Below are 19,441 nucleotides of genomic sequence, written 5' to 3' on the forward strand. Positions count from 1 at the left end.
GAGCCTTAACTTAAGATTCCTTACTTTTTTTCATTTCTTCCCATTGTTTAGCAAAAGATTTATCGGCAACTTTAGGCATCTCCCGGTATTTACCCCAGCTCTTCTTGAAGAACCTTTTGAGCATAAAGTTTTTAAACTTCCCACCAAAGAAATCCATCCATTTGCGTTTTTGCATCATTCTGCTGAACATGCTCCAGCCAATTTCCTCCTTTTTGCCATTTTCGTGCCCTGCAGCAGCATCTCTACGGTTAAGTAAGAGCATTTTATGAATATCGATTTTTACCGGGCATACTTCCGAGCATTTGCCACAAAGGCTGGATGCATAGCTTAAATGTTTAAACTCCTCCATACCCTTTAAATGCGGGGTGATAACCGAACCGATTGGCCCACTATAGGTTGTATTATAAGTATGGCCACCAATATTTTTATAAACCGGACAAGCATTTAAACATGCACCACAACGAATACAGTATAAGCCTTGGCGCTGGTCTTTTTGGGCTAATAAATTGGTACGCCCATTATCCAGTAAAATCACATACATTTCTTCCGGCCCATCGGTTTCATTGGGCTGGCGAGGACCACTTAAAATGGTGTTGTAAACCGTTAAGTTTTGCCCGGTGCCGTGCGATGCCAGTAAAGGCCAGAACAGATCCAGGTCGGCAATAGAAGGAATTACCTTTTCGATGCCTACTATCGCAATATGGATTTTAGGAAATGTGGTGCTTAAACGTGCATTGCCTTCATTTTCGGTTAAGGCAATACTTCCCGTATCAGCAATTAAAAAATTCCCGCCGCTAATACCGATATCGGCATTCAGGTATTTATCGCGGAGTAATTCTCTTGCTTTTTGTACCAGCTGCGGAGGCGTAGCATCGATAGGTGTGCCAAATTTATCGTGAAACAATTGGGCGATATCTGTTGCACTCAGGTGCATGGCCGGGGTAACAATATGATATGGCGCCTGACCAAGCAATTGAACAATGTACTCGCCCAGATCACTTTCTAAAGATTCGATGTTGTTCTTTTCCAGAAAATCGTTTAAGTGGATTTCCTCGGTAGTCATCGATTTTGATTTGATAACCGTTTTACCGTTGTTTCTTTTGATGATATTGAGGATTTCCTGCTGAGCTTCTTCGGCATCATTTGCCCAGATTACCTTACCGCCACGCCGTTGGAAATTTGATTCGAACTCTGGCAGGAATTTATCGAGGTTTTCCATTACACGCCATTTAATTACGTGTGCCTTTTTTTTAGATGCCTCTAAATTTTCGAATTTTGATAAACCGCGTTCAACAGCTGCATTATATTTACCAATATTATAATTTATGGTTTTACGATGCGGTAGATCGAAAGCTTTCTCGTCAGATTTCTCTAAAAATTCCTCGGCAATATTCATCAATAGTTATTTTGTAATAGGGTAACGAATATTAACTGATTTTAGTTTTTAACCATTTCGTTATCACATCAAAGATAGGAAACCATGTCGATTTTATTTTAGAAAAGTAATACAACGAAAATTGTTATTTTTTGAATAGACTATTCCCAGATAATTCTGGTGGTATATTTTTTAGCTATTTCATCACTGGAAATAAGGTCTAAACCTAATTCCATACTCGTCGCGATAATAATCCTGTCAAATGGATCGCGATGTAGGAACGGCAAAGCCTTAAGTATCTTTAATGTTCCGTAATCTATAGGAAGAATGGTAATATTACTTGCGTAGCAAGAATTGATAAGTTCGTCTAATGAATATTCTAATTGTAGCTTGCCCAGAGACTGTTTTATTGTGATTTCCCATAAACTAACTATGCTTAAATAGATTTGGGTAGTTGAATCTTCTAAGATTTTCCTTGCCGTTTTAGATAATGCAATATTGTCATCCAACATCCAAAGCAAAACATGGGTATCAAGCAAATACTTTTTCACTACATATAATCTTTGAAATCATCCAATGGTGCATTGAAATCATCACTCATTTTCATTTTTCCTTTCAGTAGGCCAAGTTTCCTTTTGGTTTTTTCTTCATCTTTTTTCTTTACTTTCTTTTGTAAAATAAAATCAATGAAGTCTTCTACCTCTTGCTGATAGGCAACAGGGATCATTTTAATTTTTTCTAAAATATGCAACTGATCCATAACTCGGTTTTATCAAAAATAACATTTTAATCTTGAAATAGAAAGCTACATCATTAAGCATAAAAAAGTCCCGATGTTAGATCGGGACTTAAATTTAGAATTATTATTTCTTTGGATTACCTTTTCCATCCATATCTACTGCGGGACGTTTAGCTCTGTTGGCTAATTCCCATGCGGTAAAGTAAGTTAATTTTGCTCTTTTCGCCAGAAGCGGGAAGTTGATTTTACTTACTTCATCACCAGGTTTGTGGTAATCTTGTTGCAACATTCCATCGTAATAGAAGATGATCGGAATGCCTAATTTCGCGAAGTTGTAATGATCTGAACGGTAATAAATTTGCTCAGGATCTTTTGGATCATCGTATTTATAATCCAGTTTCATTTTGGTATAGGTTGCGTTAACCTGCTCGCTGATGTTGGCTAAATCGCTGCTCAACATTTTCGAACCTACCGAATAAATGTAGTTTGCTGAATCTGCTTTGCCTAAATATTCTTCACCTGTACGGCCAATCATATCGGTATTTAAATCAGCAATAGTATTTTCGACAGGGAAAACCGGATGCTCCGAATACCATTCAGAGCCCCAAAGACCTTTTTCTTCACCAACAACCGTCATGAAAAGGATGCTGCGTTTAGAACCTTTTCCAGCTTTTTTAGCATCTGTAAATGCTTTTGCCATTAATAAAACGCCGGTAGTTCCTGATCCATCATCATCCGCTCCGTTGTTTACTTTATCTTTAGCATTCGGATCTGTTTCTAGTCCAATGTGGTCGTAATGGCCGGTTAAGATCAATACTTCTTTTTTAAGTACCGGATCAGAACCTTCTAAATAACCCAGTACGTTTTCACATCTAACTGGTGTTTCTGTTTTGGCTGCACTAGCAGAGAAAGGTACATTCAATACCTGTGAGGCAGGAGCCTGGCTATCTACTATTTTCTTTTGTAGGTCTGCAACGGTAGTATTCGATGCCTTTAACAATTCGTTGGCTAAAGCAACCGATATCGAGATTCGTGGAATGTCGTTTTGCTTTTGCGCTTCGATAGCGGCATTGGTTTTCACCATTACCTTACCATTTTTAAGGGTTTGTTTCGTGTTTTCGGTTATTCTATCCACTGCCGGATCGATCAGAATAATGGCTTTAACATTGTTTTCTGCAAAATATTTTGCCCTTGCCTCAAGTGTTGCACGGTAAGCTGCTCTATCAATTCTTGTACCCGGTTTTATGGTTGGGTCTCCACCATTGAACATGATAACCACTTTCCCTTTAATATCGGTGCCTGAAAAATCGTTATAGTTGTCTTTTTTTAAACCATAACCAATAAATACAAGTTCGTTGGCCGAGAAAGTAAAACCTTGATCGCTGATTAAGCTGGGTGATACTAAATAATCTTTCTGGTATTCTTTAGGCTGACCATTTACTGTTACCTGACTTTCTTTCAATGTAACGTTAACCAAATCAATTTTTTGGAAATAACTGCCATTTACTGGTGCTTTTAAACCCAAAGATTTGAAATAATCGCGGATATAATCAGCAGCCATCCAGGCGCCTTTTGTTCCCGTTTCACGGCCTTCGTATTCATCTGAAGCCAGTACTGAAAGATGTTTGTATGCATTTTCAGGACTAATGGCCTTACTGAATTTTATAGCATCCTTATTCGGTATAAGGGGCTTTACCTGGCTAAAGCAACTTGCGGTAACAAGCGATACCAGGCCAAGGGTTAAAAATTTTTTGTTCATTATGATAATAGTTAGTTAAGTTTCTGGTTAACACGAAATTTTTTCAACCCTGTTCTGGTGACGGCCGCCCTCAAATTCAGTGCTTAAAAAAGTTGTGGTAATCTCTTTGGCTTGTTCTGCTGAAACAAATCTTGCCGGGATACATAAAATGTTTGCGTTATTGTGCTTACGCACTAATGAAGCAACTTCATTTTCCCAGCATAAACCTGCCCTGATCTGCTGATGTTTGTTAGCCGTAATGGCTACACCGTTGGCTGATCCACAAAGTAAAATTCCGTAAGTAAATTCTCCGTTTTCTACTGCAGAGGCCACCGGATGGGCAAAATCCGGATAATCAACAGAATTCTCTGAGTATGTACCAAAATCTTTTACTTCGTAATCCTGTAAAAAATCTTTTAATATTTCTTTGTATTCAAACCCGGCGTGATCCGCTCCAATAGCAATTTTAATTTTTGTATCAGACATTGTCAAATTTATAGAGAATTATAAAATCTATTCGTAATGTTTTTGTTAGTTAGCATAGAAAGCAGCATCAGCCTTTTTCTTCTTTTTTTCTATATAGGCCGAAACAAAAATACTCAGCTCATAAAGTAAGAACAATGGCGTAGCTACAATCAGCATCGTCATAATATCAGGTGTTGGCGTAACGATAGCAGCAATAATCAGAATAATTACCGCGGCATATCTTCTGCTTGATCTCATCAGCTTTGGTGTCATCAACCCAAGTTTCGACAAAACGAAAATAATAACCGGAAGTTCGAAGATAATCCCTGTACCTAAAGTTAAAGTGGCAACAGATGATAGATAGGAATCTACTGTGAATGTATTTTTGATTTCGGCACTTACCGTATAACCCGTTAAAAAGTTAACTGACAATGGGCATACCACAAAGTATCCGAAAAAGATACCAACAATGAAAAGTACCGATGCGAAGAATACAAAACCACTGGCCGATTTGCGTTCATTTTCGTGTAAGGCTGGTTTAATAAAACGCCAGATTTCCCATAATAAATAAGGAAAACCAACCACAATACCGCACATTACACAAACATTAAGCTGGAGGTTAAATTGTCCAGCCATCTCGGTATTAATAATTTCACCATTAATTTTGGTGATACACATATCCTTACCCAATGATGGAAAATGCTCCACCAGTTTACACATCATGCGGTAGGTCCAGAAATCTGGTTTTTTAGGTCCGAAGATTATTTTATCCAGAATTTCTTCATTGAAGTAAAAAGCGATACCCGTAAAAACGGCAATGGCAATTACGGCTCTGATTAAATGTTTACGGAGAACATCCAGGTGATCGAAAAAAGACATTTCTGCCTCTAAGGTGGTGCTCTTTTGCCCGATAGCTTTTGTAAGTGAAGTTTTTTTAGTGTCGCTCATGTTGAAAACAAAAATACCATTCTATTTGAATAGAATGGTATTTACGTGTTAAATATAGAAATAGTTTATATTATTATGAGAAATGACTGCAAAAATTGAACCCAGCTATGGCAGTAGTTTTAAAGTTGGTCTTTAATTAAGCTGAGTTGCCTTAATTTTGCCGCATCGTTATAATTAAATTGATATACGCCATCTTCTCCTGTAACGATTAAGGATTTAGGACCAGCAATCACATCAAAACTTTTAATAGTACTTAAATGCTGCAACATGTTGTCGCCAATTTTGGTTTTATCGGTAATATTAAAGCTCTTTATTCCATAGTTACCTTCGCATAGAAATAAATAATTACCACTGGTGCTTAGGCCATGAGGATTTTGCATAGGGTAAACCGCAATCTGTTTAGGCTTGGTGGGATCTTCTATATCTACCACTTCCAATTGATTGCTGGCCTGCCTGCACGTATTGCCTGTACGTAAAGTAACGTAAGCATATTTTCCTTGAACAACCACGGGATCGCAGGCAAAAACATGGCTATAGGTAGAGAGTTGAACAGGATTGGCCGGATCGGTAGCACTAAAAATATGCATACCTCTATTGGTGCCTATAAATAATTTATTTTCGTAAGGAAAAATGGTTTCGACACCCCAACCTAAATTAATTACCTTCAGAAAAGTTGGATTTGATGCTGTTTTAACGTCAAATAAACTTAAATTATTGATACCAACAGTATATAAATAATCATCCATCAAGGTAAACCTGGCCATCGATCCCCCTTGACCGGAAGAGCTACTGCTGTTAGCGACCACGTCATTATAATATACTTTACTTGTCTCTTTCTTTACCAACGTGTCTTTATAGATGTAAATATACTTTTGAGCGCCGGTGGTACCCAATTGATTGAAAACATCAGTTACTCGCTTAACTTGTTTGATATTGCCCATGTTGGAGAGATCAAAAGCGAGCAAATCAATAAAATTGTCGGCATAAAGGATATTGTTACGGATTGCTAAATCTACATTTCCTGGAATTTTTAGAAAGCCCATATTTACAGGAGCACTCGGATTAGCATTGTTGTAGATATGAATACCTTCGTTGGGCTCATTAATGAAAAGATAATCGTTGTAAATGTATATTTTTCCGGTTCTTTTGGCAGGAATAGCTTTGGTCATCCCTACAGGCAATGCCCTCATTTGCTGAACAGAAATCATTTTTGCGATCTGTATCATTTCATACTCGTCTTTTTTGCATCCTGTAAATACAGCGAAAACAAGTAGGAGGAGTAACGCGTTAATTAGATTTTTTTTCATATTTGGAGTGTTTTGTTATTAAACGTAGCGAATTAATTAAACGCTACAGCATTGGCGTTAAATATTAATTATCAGGCGTTTATCCGGCAATAGTTGAAATCTAAAGCAATAAAAAAGGCTATCCAAATGATTTGAATAGCCTCCTTGTATGATTAAGTATAGAAATACTTTTATTATTCTGAAAATTCGAACGTTTCCATGAATTTCGTAGTGAAATTTCCTGCTCTGAAGTTTGGATCTTTCATCAACTGCAGGTGGAAAGGAATGGTTGTTTTCACCCCTTCAATTACAAATTCGCCTAAAGCACGCTCCATTGTACAGATTGCCTCTTCGCGCGTTTGTGCAACGCAGATTAATTTAGCAATCATCGAATCGTAGTTAGAAGGAATTGAATAGCCAGCATAAACGTGTGTATCAACACGAACACCATGGCCACCCGGAGAGTGGAAATTGGTGATTTTACCTGGTGAAGGACGGAAGTTGTTTGCTGGATCTTCGGCGTTGATACGGCACTCAATCGCGTGCATATCAGGGAAGTAGTTTTTACCCGAAATCGGAATTCCGGCAGCAACTTTAATCTGTTCTTTAATTAAATCGAAGTTAATCACTTCTTCAGTAACCGGGTGCTCTACCTGAATACGGGTATTCATTTCCATGAAGTAGAAGTTACGGTGTTTATCAACCAAAAACTCGATTGTACCAGCACCTTCGTAATTTACGGCCATTGCACCTTTAATAGCGGCTTCGCCCATTCTTACGCGAAGTTCATCGGTCATGAAAGGAGAAGGAGATTCTTCTACCAATTTCTGGTGACGGCGTTGGATTGAACAATCGCGTTCTGATAAGTGACAGGCTTTACCAAACTGATCTCCGATAATCTGGATTTCGATGTGGCGTGGATCTTCAATGTATTTCTCTAAATATAAACCATCGTTACCAAAGGCGGCACCAGATTCCTGACGGGCACTATCCCATGCATTTTCGAAATCTTCGTCTTTCCAAACCACACGCATCCCACGGCCACCACCACCGGCAGTTGCTTTTAGGATCACCGGATAGCCCATTTCATTTGCAATTGCAATACCTTCTTTAACGCTGGTAAGCAAACCTTCTGATCCTGGAATGGTTGGTACACCGGCAATTTTCATGGTTTCTTTTGCAGAGGCTTTATCGCCCATGCCATTGATCTGCTCTGGTGTTGCACCAATAAATTTGATGTTGTACTCGCGGCAAATGTTAGAAAATTTAGCATTTTCTGATAAGAAACCATAACCTGGGTGTATGGCATCGGCGTTAGTTAATTCTGCAGCCGAGATAATATTTGGAATATTTAAATAAGAATCTTTACTAGGAGGGGGGCCAATACAAACAGCCTCATCAGCAAAACGTACGTGTAAACTTTCGCGATCTGCGGTAGAGTAAACAGCAACCGTTTTGATGCCCATTTCCTTACAGGTACGGATAATACGCAAAGCGATTTCACCCCTGTTGGCAATTAGTATTTTTTTAAACATAATTTTTTACGTTTCGTCTCTGTTTTAAAATAATCGTCATGCTGAATTTATTTCAGCATCCATTTAAAAAGAAGACCCTGAAATAAATTCAGGGTGACGTCAATCTTTAAATAGGTTCTACTAAAAATAACGGTTGATCGTATTCTACTGGTGAAGCATTATCAACCAAGATTTTAACGATACGACCAGAAATTTCACTTTCGATTTCGTTAAAAAGTTTCATTGCCTCGATAATACAAACTACTTTACCTGTGCTAATTTCGTCGCCAACATTAACAAACATTGGTTTGTCTGGGCTAGCCGAACGGTAGAAAGTACCGATCATCGGAGATTTGATGGTTAAGTATTTTGAAGTGTCTTCTGCAGCTGGTACAGCAGGTGTAGCTGCAACCGGAGCAGTAGGAGCTGTAGCAACAGGGGCAGCAGCCTGTACAAGCGGAGCCTGTGGTACGGTAGCATGCACAACTGTTGGTGCTTGGTTTGTTTTGATCGTGATTTTGAAGTTTTCCTGCTCAATAGCAACTTCATTTACTCCAGAACGAGAAACAAATTTAATCAGTTCCTGTATTTGTTTGATATCCATTTTTTAGGCTAGTTATGTAAAAAATAGTGTTTATTGAATTAACTAAGTTATACTTTTTTTGTTTTATTTTTTTATTGCTGAAGGCCATTAATCGGACTCCGGACTAAGGACTTCTGACTAGTTAGTGTCGTAAGCCCATTTAAGGTATACCGAACCCCAGGTAAAACCACCACCGAATGCAGCCAAAACGATGTTATCGCCTTTTTTCAGTCTGCTTTCCCATTCCCATAAACATAAAGGAATTGTGCCGTTGGTTGTATTTCCGTAACGTTCGATGTTGATCATTACTTTATCGGTAGTAACGCCCATGCGGTTGGCAGTAGCATCGATAATGCGTTTGTTCGCCTGGTGAGGTACTAACCATGCCACATCATCAGCAGTTAAGCTGTTGCGTTCCATAATTTCGGCAGCAACATCGGCCATATTGGTTACCGCAAATTTAAATACTGTTGGGCCTTCCTGGTGTGCAAAATGTAATCTGGCATCAACAGTTTCGTGTGTTGCCGGCATAACCGAACCACCTGCTTTCATGCCTAAGAAATCTCTTCCTGCACCATCTGTTCTCAGGATAGAATCCTGAATACCAAAACCCTCTTCATTTGGCTCTAATAAAGCACAACCACAACCATCACCAAAAATGATACAGGTTGTACGGTCTTCGTAGTTGATGATTGACGACATTTTATCGCCACCAACCACTAAAACTTTCTTATGTCTTCCCGATTCGATGAACGATGCACCTGTAGAAAGCCCGAAAATAAAGCCAGAACAAGCGGCCTGTAAATCGTAACCCCAGGCATTGGTAGCACCGATTTTATCAGCTAAAACGTTTGCTGTTGCAGGGAAAGTAAAATCAGGAGTAGTGGTGCAAAAGATAATCAGTTCAATTTCTTTTGCATCAATTCCTCTCTTTTTAAGTAAACCGTTTACAGCGTGAACAGCCATATCGGAAGTACCTAAACCTTCTCCCTTTAAAATTCTACGTTCTTTAATTCCCGTTCTGCTGGTAATCCATTCATCCGAAGTGTCAACAATGGTTTCTAACTCTGCGTTTGTAAGCACATAGTCGGGAACGTAACCATTTACTGCTGTAATAGCAGCGTGAATTTTACTCATTTTAAGAATTTTAATAAATTATTTAAATGCCATTCTAATTTTTTCTACTAATCCTGTGGTGATCATTTCCCTGGATTGCAGAACCATATTTTTAACAGCTAACGGACTAGAAATTCCATGTCCGATAACAACGGGAGCGTTAACACCTAAAACCGGACTTCCACCGTATTGTTCATAATTAAAACGATCGAAGAATTCATCTTTAAGTCCCTTTTTAATGGTCAGTACATAAAACGATTCTGCTAATTTTAGCATTACATTTCCGGTAAAACCATCACATACAATTACATCGGCTTTATCGTTAAATAAATCTCTTCCTTCCACATTACCAACAAAGTTGAAGAGGTTGGTGTCTTTCATTAACGGAAAAGTAGCCATGCTTAACATGTTTCCTTTCTCATCTTCTTCGCCAATATTCATCAGGGCTACTTTCGGATCGTTTATCTGCAAAAGATTTTCTGCATATAAACTGCCTAAAACGCCAAATTGTAATAAAATATCGGGTTTGCAGTCGGCATTTGCACCTACATCTAACAGTAAGCCCGTGCCGCCTTTAATTTTCGGAAGAATGGTACATAAACAAGGGCGGATAATGCCCGGGATGGTTTTAACGCTAAAAACTGCGCCAACCAACATGGCTCCAGAGTTACCAGCACTTGCGAAAGAATCGATTTTACCTTCTTTTAAAAGGTTAAAACCAACTGCTATGCTCGAATTTGGTTTCTGAACGATTGCTTTGGTGGGATGTTCGCCCATACCAATTACTTCATCAGTATGAACGTATTCAAAATGATCTGGATTAAAACCTTCTTCTGCAAGAATGGGTTTAATCTGTTCGGTATCGCCAATAAGAACTAAATGCTCTCCAGCGTTAAGCGATTGATGAGCAGCTATTGCTCCCAAAACAATTGCTTTGGGAGCATAGTCTCCGCCCATTATGTCGAGGCCTATTTTCATAGAAAAAATCTGTTTGTGTTAAGTCAGGTGTAATCCTGAATTTTTCAGTTGACTAAGGTATGACTAAAGCCGCTGAAAACACAAACAATTTTTTAAGAAAATTACCCTATCTGAGTATTTTCGATAACCAGTTTGCCGTTGTAGTATAAGTTACCATCAACGTTGTAAGCACGGTGAGGTACGTGAATAGCACCTGTTGCCGAGCATGTTGCTAAAGAAGGAGTAACAGCTTTATAGTGTGTTCTTCTTTTATTTTTTCTCTGTTTCGAGATTTTCCGTTTTGGATGTGCCATTGGTGTATAATCTAATTATTTTTTTAACTTATTAAGGGCTTCCCAACGTGGGTCGCTTGTTTGTTCATTTTCTTCAGCCTGCTTCTCGATCGATAATTGATTTAAACGATCAATCATTTCCTGATCACAATCTTTATCTGCCTGCTCGCAGTTTTTGATATAAGGTACCGCTACGTTAATCATCTCGTATAAAGGACCAGATATATCAATCTCGGTATCTTTACGGCTTAGCGAAATAATTTCTTCGTCGTCACTCTCCAGTTCATCTTCAGCAAACTTTACAATCTGCCTTTCATAAAGATTTACCGGTAACGAAAACTCAGATAAACATTTATCGCAATCTAAATTTACGGTACCAATAACTTTGAATTTTAGAAGCAACATGGTCTCTTGTTTCTCAAGTTCCAGGTCTACTTTTAAATTTCCGCTTTTAATTAACGAATACTCAAATGCATTAAAAAAGCGGTCATCAAGCTCATAATCAAACTGATGAGTTCCCAATTTTAATCCGGTAAACGGTAATGAAAATTGTTTTAGTGGGTTCAAAGTACTGTAAAATTTTAGCCTGCAAATGTAGGGATAAAATAATTAGATTAAAAATGTTTTTTAAAAATTGTTGATGTTAATCGAACAGGTTTTCAGAATGTTAATTGAAATACTGTAAGACCTTACAGGTTTCAGAAACCTGTAAGGTCTGTAAGAAGGCTAATCTGCCAAAATCATTTCTTTGTTATTCCTGCTCCATTCGCTCCACGAGCCAACATAAAGTTTAGGAATTGGTAAGCCTGCATAATCCATTGCTAATAGCGTGTGGCAGGCGGTAATGCCCGAGCCGCAGTGTACAATTACATTTTCGGGTTTAACATGTGCCAGGGCTTCAGCATATTTTTCTTTCAATATTTCGGGAGCGAGGAAAGCACCTGAAGCATCTAAATTTTCGGTATAGGGAATATTTGCCGCACCTGGGATATGGCCTGCAATTAAATCGATCGGTTCAGTAAGGCCTGCAAAACGGTTGGCATCGCGCACATCAATCACGATGTGATCGTCGGTTTTGGCTACTTTTTCAACTTCGTTGATATCTGATAGTGGCAGGTTCCAGGCTGTGATTTCATATTGCTCAACAGATTTTGGGATTTCTATTTTATCAGTTGTTGGGAAGCCCGCTTTAACGGCTGCCTGAAAGCCTCCGTCAATTACCTGTACCTTTTTATGGCCGATAGCTTTAAGCATCCACCAGAGCCTTGCAGCTGCGTTACCACCGTTTTTATCATCGTAAACAATCACATGGCTGTTTTTGGTAATGCCGAGCCGCTGTAAAACAGCTGAAAATTGCCCGAAAGTAGGTAAAGGATGTCTTCCGCCCACCGCAAAATCTACGATGTTAGCTAAATCGTTATTTACATCGGCAAAGAGGGCGCCGGCCAGGTGTTGTTCGTCGTATCTGGCTTTTGACCCGGCACTTGCATCGATAATTACGATTTCATCGTCTTGGTTTAACCAGGTTAATTCTGCTGGTTTTATGATAGGTGATTGTGAATTCATTTTGATTTTTTTCCTTTTAATATCTTTTTTATCTGATCTTCTTCTGATTGGTTAGACAGCATGGTTCTGCTACACTGATCCGTCCAATAGGTATTGATGTCTTTTGATTTTCGCTCAAATTTGCTTGACATAAATGTCGTGTCGTGGTTGGTTGCATATACAATATATTCGTCGCCGATTTGAAAGTTAAAGTCACAACTTGCGCTCATTTTCGGAGTGATCATTGTGATAGTGTCTGAGGAAATTTTTCCTTTGTAAAGCTTGTTTATTTTGATTTTCACCACTGCCATTAAAATCCTATGAGCCATTACATAATGAATATTTGTGGTATCGCTGGTTTTTATTGTGCTTATATCAGAAAGGTTATGTGTTAAAATTTTTGAAATAACTTTCCCCTTCATTACAATCTGCGCACCGTTAATAGCCTGCTTTGTTGTGATTTCATAGCATGTACAAGCAAATGCCTGTATATTGATTAGGCATAACAAAGCAATTATGAGTTGGAATTTCTTCATTTTACATCATTATGCTTTTTTAATAGTGCCACAATACCCAAAACTGGACCAATAGCCAAAACCATATAAAGATAATGGGAATTTATTTCTTTAGCTAACAGATTAATCGCCTGGATACTGACAATTGTGATGGCAAAACCGATACAATTTACCAGGGTTAACGAAGTTCCCCGAAGGTTTTCGGGTGCATGTTTGGCAATTAAAGAAGAGAACAATGGCGAATCTGCCGTGCCAGACAGACCCCAGCAAAATAAAAATATCATAAAAGGATAAACCGAACCGCTGAATAGAAAAACAGGAGAGAGCAAGCAGCATAGGCCAGATAGGCTTAAGGCAATGGTGGCAATCCGTTTTGCCCCAAATTTTTGGGAGAGCAAACCGCCAATCATGCAGGATAGGCCTCCTGATGCGATAATTAAGAAGGAAAACAGTGGGATATTTAGCGTAACATGAGGATGTGTAGTATTGAAAAGCAGCAACATGCCGGGTAAAAATGCCCAAAAGGTATAAAGTTCCCACATGTGCCCGAAATAACCGAAAGCAGCAGATCGAAAATGCGGATTTTTGAAGCCATTAAAACAAGAATGGAAATTAAATTTTTGCCCGACAGTTCTAAACGGACCATTGGGTACAAACAACAAGATCGCCAAAGCGCCAGTTGCAGATAAAGCAGATGTAGCAAAGATTACATATTGCCAGGCAAAATTTGCTGTAAATGTTTTTAACAAATGCGGAAATGCAGTGCCAAGTACCAATGCACCAACTAAAAAACCTAAGGATTTTCCCAGTCCATCTTTAAAGTAGTCGGATGCTATTTTCATACCAACGGGGTAGATTCCAGCCAACATAAAACCAGTTAAAAAGCGAAAAAGCAATAATAAGTGAACATTGGGTAATTCCACACAGATGCCCAGGTTAAATAACGCAGCTGCTATGCCGCAGATAAAGAACACTTTTGAAGGTGAAAAAATATCGGAAATGGCAAAAAAAGCGAAAACTAATGTTCCACTGATGAAGCCAAACTGCACCATGCTGGTCAGATTGGCCAGCAGATTGGTTTCGGTAGGGAAGTTTTTAACAATATCGGGTAATACCGCATTGCCTGCAAACCACAAAGAAGTACATAGAAACTGCGCAATAACAATTGTGGGGAGAATGTAACTAGGTTTTTTAGTGCCGCTCATTTTAAATTTGATGCACAATTTTAACTAAAATAAACCTGATAGAAGTGGAAATCCTTTTTTGTTGCAGTAATTTAACAGCACAGCCTGGCAATTACAAAAAAGATTGTAACGCATAGCAGGGCTTTCGGAACCGATGAAAAACAGGCCTTGCTTTGCAAAAAAAATTGACCACCTAAGACACCTTAATACACCTAAGTTTTCAATAAGTCAGGTGTCGGGTGTCCGAATTCGGAAGACAGGTGCGCGATTTGCAAACCTTCCACCTTTCTACCCTCAGCCTTCTACCTTAAGAAGCATCATCCTTAATGTCAAACTGTGTTTCAACCACTTTACCGCCTGTGCGTAATTGATTGCCCAACATTTCTTCTTGTTCTCTACGGTTTTTTACAATGTGGATAGCTGAGAATAAAGCTTCGGTAAATGAAGTCGAATCCGCTAAATCTTTACCTGCAATATCGTAACCTGTTCCGTGATCGGGAGAAGTACGAACGAAATTTAAACCAGCGGTATAGTTTACACCATTATGGAAAGCCAGTGTTTTAAAAGGAATTAAACCCTGATCGTGGTACATGGCCAAAACTGCATCAAACTGTTTGTAGCTGCCATTGCCAAAAAAGCCATCAGCCGGGTATGGACCAAAACAAACGATACCTTTATCGTAAGCTTCCTGAATAGCTGGTGTAATAATTTCTGCTTCTTCGGTGCCTAACAAGCCATTATCGCTGGCATGAGGATTTAAGCCCAGAACCGCAATTTTTGGTTTTTCGATCCAGAAGTCTTTTTTTAAACTTTCGTTAATCAGCTTTAATTTGCTGATAATTTTTTCTTTTGTGATTGAGGTCGGAACATCTTTCACCGGGATGTGACCAGTTACCACACCCACGCGTAAATTTTCGCTGATCAAAAACATCAGCACATCTTTACTGCCGCTTTTTTCCTGCAGGTATTCGGTATGGCCGGGAAAAGCAAAAGTTTCTGACTGAATGTTATGTTTATTGATCGGGGCCGTAACCAGCGCATCAATATCGCCATTTACCAGATCGGCTGTGGCACGCTCTAATGATAAGAGGGCATATTTTCCGCCGGTTGCCGTAACCTGACCCAATTCGATTTTTACATCTTCTTCCCAGCAATTAATCATGTTTGCCTTTTTTGGCTGTGCCTGGTTGGCATGGCTAACAACATTAAAACTAAAATCGCCCAGGTTATTTGCCTTTCTATGAAAAGATGAAACCTTGGTGTGGCCATAAACAATTGGAGTACAATAATTTAAAATGGCAGGATTGGATAATGTTTTAATGATTACCTCTAAACCTATACCGTTCACGTCGCCTATACTGATGCCAATTTTAAGTTTATTGCTCATAATTACTGGAAAATTTTAGCGCAAATTACTGATTTTCGTTTAAACCCTTTAAAAAAAATGAAACCGCAAAGTACGCAAAGTGATTTGCAAAGAAATAATAAGCCTATCTTTGCAAAGAATTTTAATTTTTAAAGCCCCTTCAGGGGTTTGGGGTATGAGTTTAGTAAAAGCGAAAAAACATTTAGGTCAACATTTTTTAACCGATAAAGGCATTGCCAACCGCATTGTGGAGGCTTTGGTGAATACCGATAAATATAAACAGGTTTTAGAGGTAGGGCCTGGAATGGGGATCTTATCTGATTTTTTGTTGCAACGTACAGACTTAGAAACTTATCTGATTGATATCGATACCGAATCTTTCCATTTTTTGAATGAAAAATACCCTCAGCTTGGCGACCGGTTGATTAATGGCGATTTTCTGAAACTCGATTTCGATGCTATTTTCCCAGGTCAGTTTGCCATTATCGGCAATTTTCCATACAACATCTCTTCTCAGATTTTATTTAAGATTTTAGATAACCGCAACAAGGTTGTAGAAATGGTTGGCATGTTCCAGAAAGAAGTTGCCCAACGTTGTGCGGCGCCTGCGGGTAACAAAGAGTACGGGATTTTAAGTGTGTTTCTTCAGGCTTATTATAAGATTGAGTATCTGTTTACGGTTAAACCGGGTACATTTAATCCACCGCCAAAAGTGCACTCGGCAGTGATCCGCTTGACCAGAAATGAAGTGGAGACTTTAGACTGCGATGAAAAATTATTCTGGCGGGTGGTTAAGGCTGGTTTTAACCAGCGGAGAAAAACTTTGCGTAATGCGGTTTCTGCGGTAATGCCTAAAGATAAAATGGACGATCATATTTATTTTGAGAAACGTGCAGAGCAGTTAACCGTTGCAGATTTTGTAGCCTTAACACAACATGTAACTAAGTTGATGGAAGCTTAGTGATGCAATCGTCACCCTGACCTGTAGCGCTGCGAAAAGCCACGCAGTAAACCGAGCTTTAAGCGGGCTCACCGAAGGTAATTTATTTCGAGATCTTTTTTAAACGCGAATGTTATAAATACGAAAAGCAGGTTTCTGTTCATTTCGGTTGCAGCGGTCCCGCTATCCGCTTCAAAGCCTTGGTTCGTTCCTCACCTTCGTGTTTTTCGCTCCTATCGGGTTTAATCAAAAATGGGACACTACAAAAATCAGCATTTATACGATCATAGAATTCTTTTTCTTGCCAGCTGAAACAGCTGTGTAATCCCAAAATCTGTGCAATTAATCGCCTGCGTTTTCTTGCAAATCCGTGATTATTTTCATTGAATTTCTCCTTTCCTTTGCGCTGTAATTTTAGGAAATCTTATGATAAATTATCGCGAAATTTTTGAGGAACAAGGCATAGACTATTTAACCTACCGCGCATTGATTGACCAACTTCTGTTAGAGGGAAAGGCTACTGGTGATGTAACTTACGATTTGCACTATACTAAAATGAATGTGCAAAGGATGAGTCGTGTGGATAAAACGATCAGCTTAACTGATGAGTTGATTTCAACCATTGATCACCTTAAGGGGAATTATAAATTTTTGGTGATTACTGAAGGGTGGTGTGGCGATGCTGCTCAGATTGTTCCGGTATTTAATAAAATCGCGACGGCCTCATTAGGTAAAATTGACCTGAAATTTGTGCTTAGAGATAAAAATCTGCCATTAATTGATGCGCATTTAACCAATGGAGGAAGAGCTATTCCGGTTTTAATTGTGTTAAATGAATCAACAGACCAAGTTTTAGGAACCTGGGGTCCAAGACCACAAATTTTGCAGGAGCTTTTAAAAGAGTGGAAAAAAGAAAGTACTGATATGCCAATTTTAGCCGAAAAACTTCATGGCTGGTACGCTAAAGATAAAACGCAGACTACACAGGCTGGATTAAATGAACTTTTGAAGGGCTTGGAAGGGTAATACCTGGCTGCGTTTTTTGTAGCTCGTCACCCTGAACCGAGCCTTGGCGAGCTCACCGCAGGTAATTTATTTCAGGGTCTATTTTGCAGGAAAGATGCTGAACCAAGTTCAGCATGACGATTCGCCGGAAAATAGCCTTAATCAACAGAAACCGTTAATCCTTCTTGCTGTAAAATTTTACGGTAAACTTCCATTTCGGTAAATGAGCCTTCCAAAACCGGGCATTTTCCATCATTATGCACTTTCCATGCAATTTTTTCGGCCTGCGATTCGTTATAATCCAGGTATTTCATCATACAATAAATCACATGATCGAAAGTATTGATATCATCATTCCACAAAATAAGGCGATGTACGGTTTTTAGGGAAGTTAAAATTTCTTCGAGCGTAAAGGTCTCTTCTTTGGTTTCTGTAGACATGGTGCAAAAATAACTATTTTTATGGAAGATGTAATAGTTTTAATGTAAGATGGAATAGGTAAAATGGATGAGGTGCAGTAACATAAGTCCATACAACATCTTACATCGTACATTTTACATATTCTTCCGTCCCTTTTAATACATTTGTTAACCAAATAATATACGAGTATGCACCAGTCTAAAATAGCCGGAATAGGTTACTACGTTCCGAAAAATGTATATACCAACGATGATCTAAGCCGTTTTATGGATACCAACGACGCCTGGATTCAGGAACGTACGGGTATTAAAGAACGTCGTTTTGCCGATCGCAATGAGGAAACCACTACCACCATGGGCATCGAGGCGGCCAAAATTGCTATAGAAAGAGCCGGGATTACCGCTAAAGATGTCGATTTTATTGTTTTTGCTACCTTGAGCCCCGATTATTATTTTCCGGGATGTGGTGTGCTGCTGCAGCGAGAAATGGGCATGGGCGAGATCGGTGCTTTGGACATCAGAAATCAATGTTCTGGTTTTGTATATGCACTTTCGGTGGCCGATCAGTTTGTAAAAACAGGCATGTATAAAAATGTGCTGGTAGTGGGGAGCGAGAAACATTCGTTTGCCATGGATTTTGAAACACGAAGCCGTAATGTATCGGTTATTTTTGGTGATGGTGCTGGTGCTGTGGTACTGCAACCTACAGACGAGCCGGGGAAAGGAATTTTAAGTACACATTTACACAGCGATGGTGCCGATGCCGAAATCCTGGCCATGTATTATCCAGGCGCTCATGCCAATAAATGGTTGAAAGATAAACCTGCCTATCCTGAGCAAGAATTAGGTGGGTTATTTATGACGCAGGAAATTTTAGACAGTGGCGCAGCTTTGCCATATATGGATGGTCCGTCGGTTTTCAAAAAAGCAGTGGTGAAATTTCCTGAAGTAATTAAAGAGGCCCTTGCGGCAAATAACCTAACGGAGAAAGATATTGATATGTTGGTGCCACATCAGGCCAATTTGCGTATCAGTCAGTATGTGCAACAGTTGTTAGGCCTAAATGATGATCAGGTTTTTAATAATATTCAAAAATATGGCAATACCACGGCTGCTTCTGTTCCGATAGCTTTATGTGAAGCCTGGGAAGCTGGCAAAATTAAAGATGGCGATCTGGTTTGCCTCGCGGCATTCGGTTCAGGCTTTACCTGGGCCAGTGCGCTGATTAGGTGGTAGTTTTAAGGTTTAGGGTTTAGGGTTTAGGGTTTAGGGTTTAGGGTTTAGGGTTTAGGGTTTAGGGTTTAGGGTTTAGGTAAAATAGTCAGGCAAGTTAGGATAAAATAAGTAATTGTCTCATCAATATAAATTCGTCATTTCGAGCGGAGTGCAACGAAGTCGAGAACCACGTAGTGCTCAGCGAAGCTAAATCTATAGCTAAAGATCTCTCCACTCC

General features: G+C 39.1%; 21 protein-coding genes. 3 read left to right on the top strand and 18 right to left on the bottom strand.

Annotation, left to right across the window (positions count from 1 at the left end; genetic code table 11):
* Positions 1-10: 10 nt before the first annotated feature.
* From AC07YT_RS11620 to pdxA, 17 genes are all read right to left on the bottom strand, one after another.
* The gene (locus AC07YT_RS11620; protein ID WP_086547990.1) at positions 11-1,396 is read right to left on the bottom strand and encodes a LutB/LldF family L-lactate oxidation iron-sulfur protein; all 1,386 of its coding nucleotides are present in this window, start codon (positions 1,394-1,396) and stop codon (positions 11-13) included.
* A 140-nt stretch (positions 1,397-1,536) separates the two neighbouring features.
* Positions 1,537-1,926, bottom strand: coding sequence for a type II toxin-antitoxin system VapC family toxin (locus AC07YT_RS11625; protein ID WP_478359466.1), 390 nt, complete (start codon positions 1,924-1,926; stop codon positions 1,537-1,539).
* A complete protein-coding gene (vapB, locus tag AC07YT_RS11630) occupies positions 1,926-2,135 on the bottom strand; it encodes a type II toxin-antitoxin system VapB family antitoxin (protein ID WP_086547988.1) in 210 nt (69 codons plus the stop codon). The genes AC07YT_RS11625 and vapB overlap by 1 nt, the downstream gene beginning before the upstream one ends.
* A gap of 103 nt (positions 2,136-2,238) precedes the next feature.
* Positions 2,239-3,873, bottom strand: coding sequence for a M28 family peptidase (locus AC07YT_RS11635; protein WP_086547987.1), 1,635 nt, complete (start codon positions 3,871-3,873; stop codon positions 2,239-2,241).
* Between the two features lie 27 nt (positions 3,874-3,900).
* The gene (gene rpiB / locus AC07YT_RS11640; protein WP_086547986.1) at positions 3,901-4,338 is read right to left on the bottom strand and encodes a ribose 5-phosphate isomerase B; all 438 of its coding nucleotides are present in this window, start codon (positions 4,336-4,338) and stop codon (positions 3,901-3,903) included.
* 45 nt (positions 4,339-4,383) lie between these two features.
* Entirely contained in the window at positions 4,384-5,265 is an 882-nt protein-coding gene (gene tatC / locus AC07YT_RS11645; RefSeq protein WP_086547985.1) for a twin-arginine translocase subunit TatC, read from the bottom strand.
* 119 nt (positions 5,266-5,384) lie between these two features.
* Entirely contained in the window at positions 5,385-6,572 is a 1,188-nt protein-coding gene (locus tag AC07YT_RS11650) for an LVIVD repeat-containing protein (RefSeq protein WP_086547984.1), read from the bottom strand.
* Between the two features lie 173 nt (positions 6,573-6,745).
* A complete protein-coding gene (accC, locus tag AC07YT_RS11655; RefSeq protein WP_057931790.1) occupies positions 6,746-8,086 on the bottom strand; it encodes an acetyl-CoA carboxylase biotin carboxylase subunit in 1,341 nt (446 codons plus the stop codon).
* A 106-nt stretch (positions 8,087-8,192) separates the two neighbouring features.
* Positions 8,193-8,669: an acetyl-CoA carboxylase biotin carboxyl carrier protein gene (accB, locus tag AC07YT_RS11660; protein WP_086547983.1), complete on the bottom strand. Its 477-nt coding sequence runs from the start codon at positions 8,667-8,669 to the stop codon at positions 8,193-8,195.
* A gap of 117 nt (positions 8,670-8,786) precedes the next feature.
* Complete coding sequence (locus AC07YT_RS11665) at positions 8,787-9,785, bottom strand: beta-ketoacyl-ACP synthase III (RefSeq protein WP_086547982.1); 999 nt, start codon at positions 9,783-9,785, stop codon at positions 8,787-8,789.
* Between the two features lie 18 nt (positions 9,786-9,803).
* A complete protein-coding gene (plsX, locus tag AC07YT_RS11670; RefSeq protein WP_086547981.1) occupies positions 9,804-10,742 on the bottom strand; it encodes a phosphate acyltransferase PlsX in 939 nt (312 codons plus the stop codon).
* Between the two features lie 101 nt (positions 10,743-10,843).
* The gene (rpmF, locus tag AC07YT_RS11675) at positions 10,844-11,035 is read right to left on the bottom strand and encodes a 50S ribosomal protein L32 (RefSeq protein ID WP_025143959.1); all 192 of its coding nucleotides are present in this window, start codon (positions 11,033-11,035) and stop codon (positions 10,844-10,846) included.
* Between the two features lie 15 nt (positions 11,036-11,050).
* On the bottom strand, positions 11,051-11,581 hold the full coding sequence (locus tag AC07YT_RS11680) for a YceD family protein (RefSeq protein ID WP_086547980.1): 531 nt from the start codon (positions 11,579-11,581) through the stop codon (positions 11,051-11,053).
* Between the two features lie 159 nt (positions 11,582-11,740).
* Positions 11,741-12,580 carry a sulfurtransferase gene (locus AC07YT_RS11685; RefSeq protein WP_086547979.1) on the bottom strand — a complete coding sequence of 280 codons (840 nt, stop codon included), beginning with the start codon at positions 12,578-12,580 and terminating at the stop codon, positions 11,741-11,743.
* On the bottom strand, positions 12,577-13,095 hold the full coding sequence (locus AC07YT_RS11690; protein ID WP_086547978.1) for a hypothetical protein: 519 nt from the start codon (positions 13,093-13,095) through the stop codon (positions 12,577-12,579). The genes AC07YT_RS11685 and AC07YT_RS11690 overlap by 4 nt, the downstream gene beginning before the upstream one ends.
* Positions 13,092-14,279, bottom strand: a complete 1,188-nt coding sequence (locus AC07YT_RS11695; RefSeq protein WP_086547977.1) for an MFS transporter — start codon at positions 14,277-14,279, stop codon at positions 13,092-13,094. The genes AC07YT_RS11690 and AC07YT_RS11695 overlap by 4 nt, the downstream gene beginning before the upstream one ends.
* Before the next feature lie 286 nt (positions 14,280-14,565).
* Positions 14,566-15,645, bottom strand: coding sequence for a 4-hydroxythreonine-4-phosphate dehydrogenase PdxA (pdxA, locus tag AC07YT_RS11700; protein ID WP_086547976.1), 1,080 nt, complete (start codon positions 15,643-15,645; stop codon positions 14,566-14,568).
* A gap of 154 nt (positions 15,646-15,799) precedes the next feature.
* Here pdxA and rsmA point away from each other — a divergent pair, with 154 nt between their 5' ends.
* Together rsmA and AC07YT_RS11710 are read left to right on the top strand one after the other, a co-directional pair.
* The gene (rsmA, locus tag AC07YT_RS11705; protein ID WP_086549434.1) at positions 15,800-16,585 is read left to right on the top strand and encodes a 16S rRNA (adenine(1518)-N(6)/adenine(1519)-N(6))-dimethyltransferase RsmA; all 786 of its coding nucleotides are present in this window, start codon (positions 15,800-15,802) and stop codon (positions 16,583-16,585) included.
* A 405-nt stretch (positions 16,586-16,990) separates the two neighbouring features.
* A complete protein-coding gene (locus AC07YT_RS11710) occupies positions 16,991-17,590 on the top strand; it encodes a thioredoxin family protein (RefSeq protein WP_086547975.1) in 600 nt (199 codons plus the stop codon).
* 137 nt (positions 17,591-17,727) lie between these two features.
* Here AC07YT_RS11710 and AC07YT_RS11715 read toward each other — a convergent pair whose 3' ends face one another.
* Positions 17,728-18,009, bottom strand: coding sequence for an ATP-dependent Clp protease adaptor ClpS (locus AC07YT_RS11715; protein ID WP_029274160.1), 282 nt, complete (start codon positions 18,007-18,009; stop codon positions 17,728-17,730).
* Positions 18,010-18,177: 168 nt separating this feature from the next.
* Here AC07YT_RS11715 and AC07YT_RS11720 point away from each other — a divergent pair, with 168 nt between their 5' ends.
* Complete coding sequence (locus tag AC07YT_RS11720) at positions 18,178-19,224, top strand: 3-oxoacyl-ACP synthase III family protein (RefSeq protein ID WP_086547974.1); 1,047 nt, start codon at positions 18,178-18,180, stop codon at positions 19,222-19,224.
* Positions 19,225-19,441 lie beyond the last annotated feature (217 nt).

It is taken from the genome of Pedobacter sp. GW460-11-11-14-TSB4 (assembly GCF_059423705.1).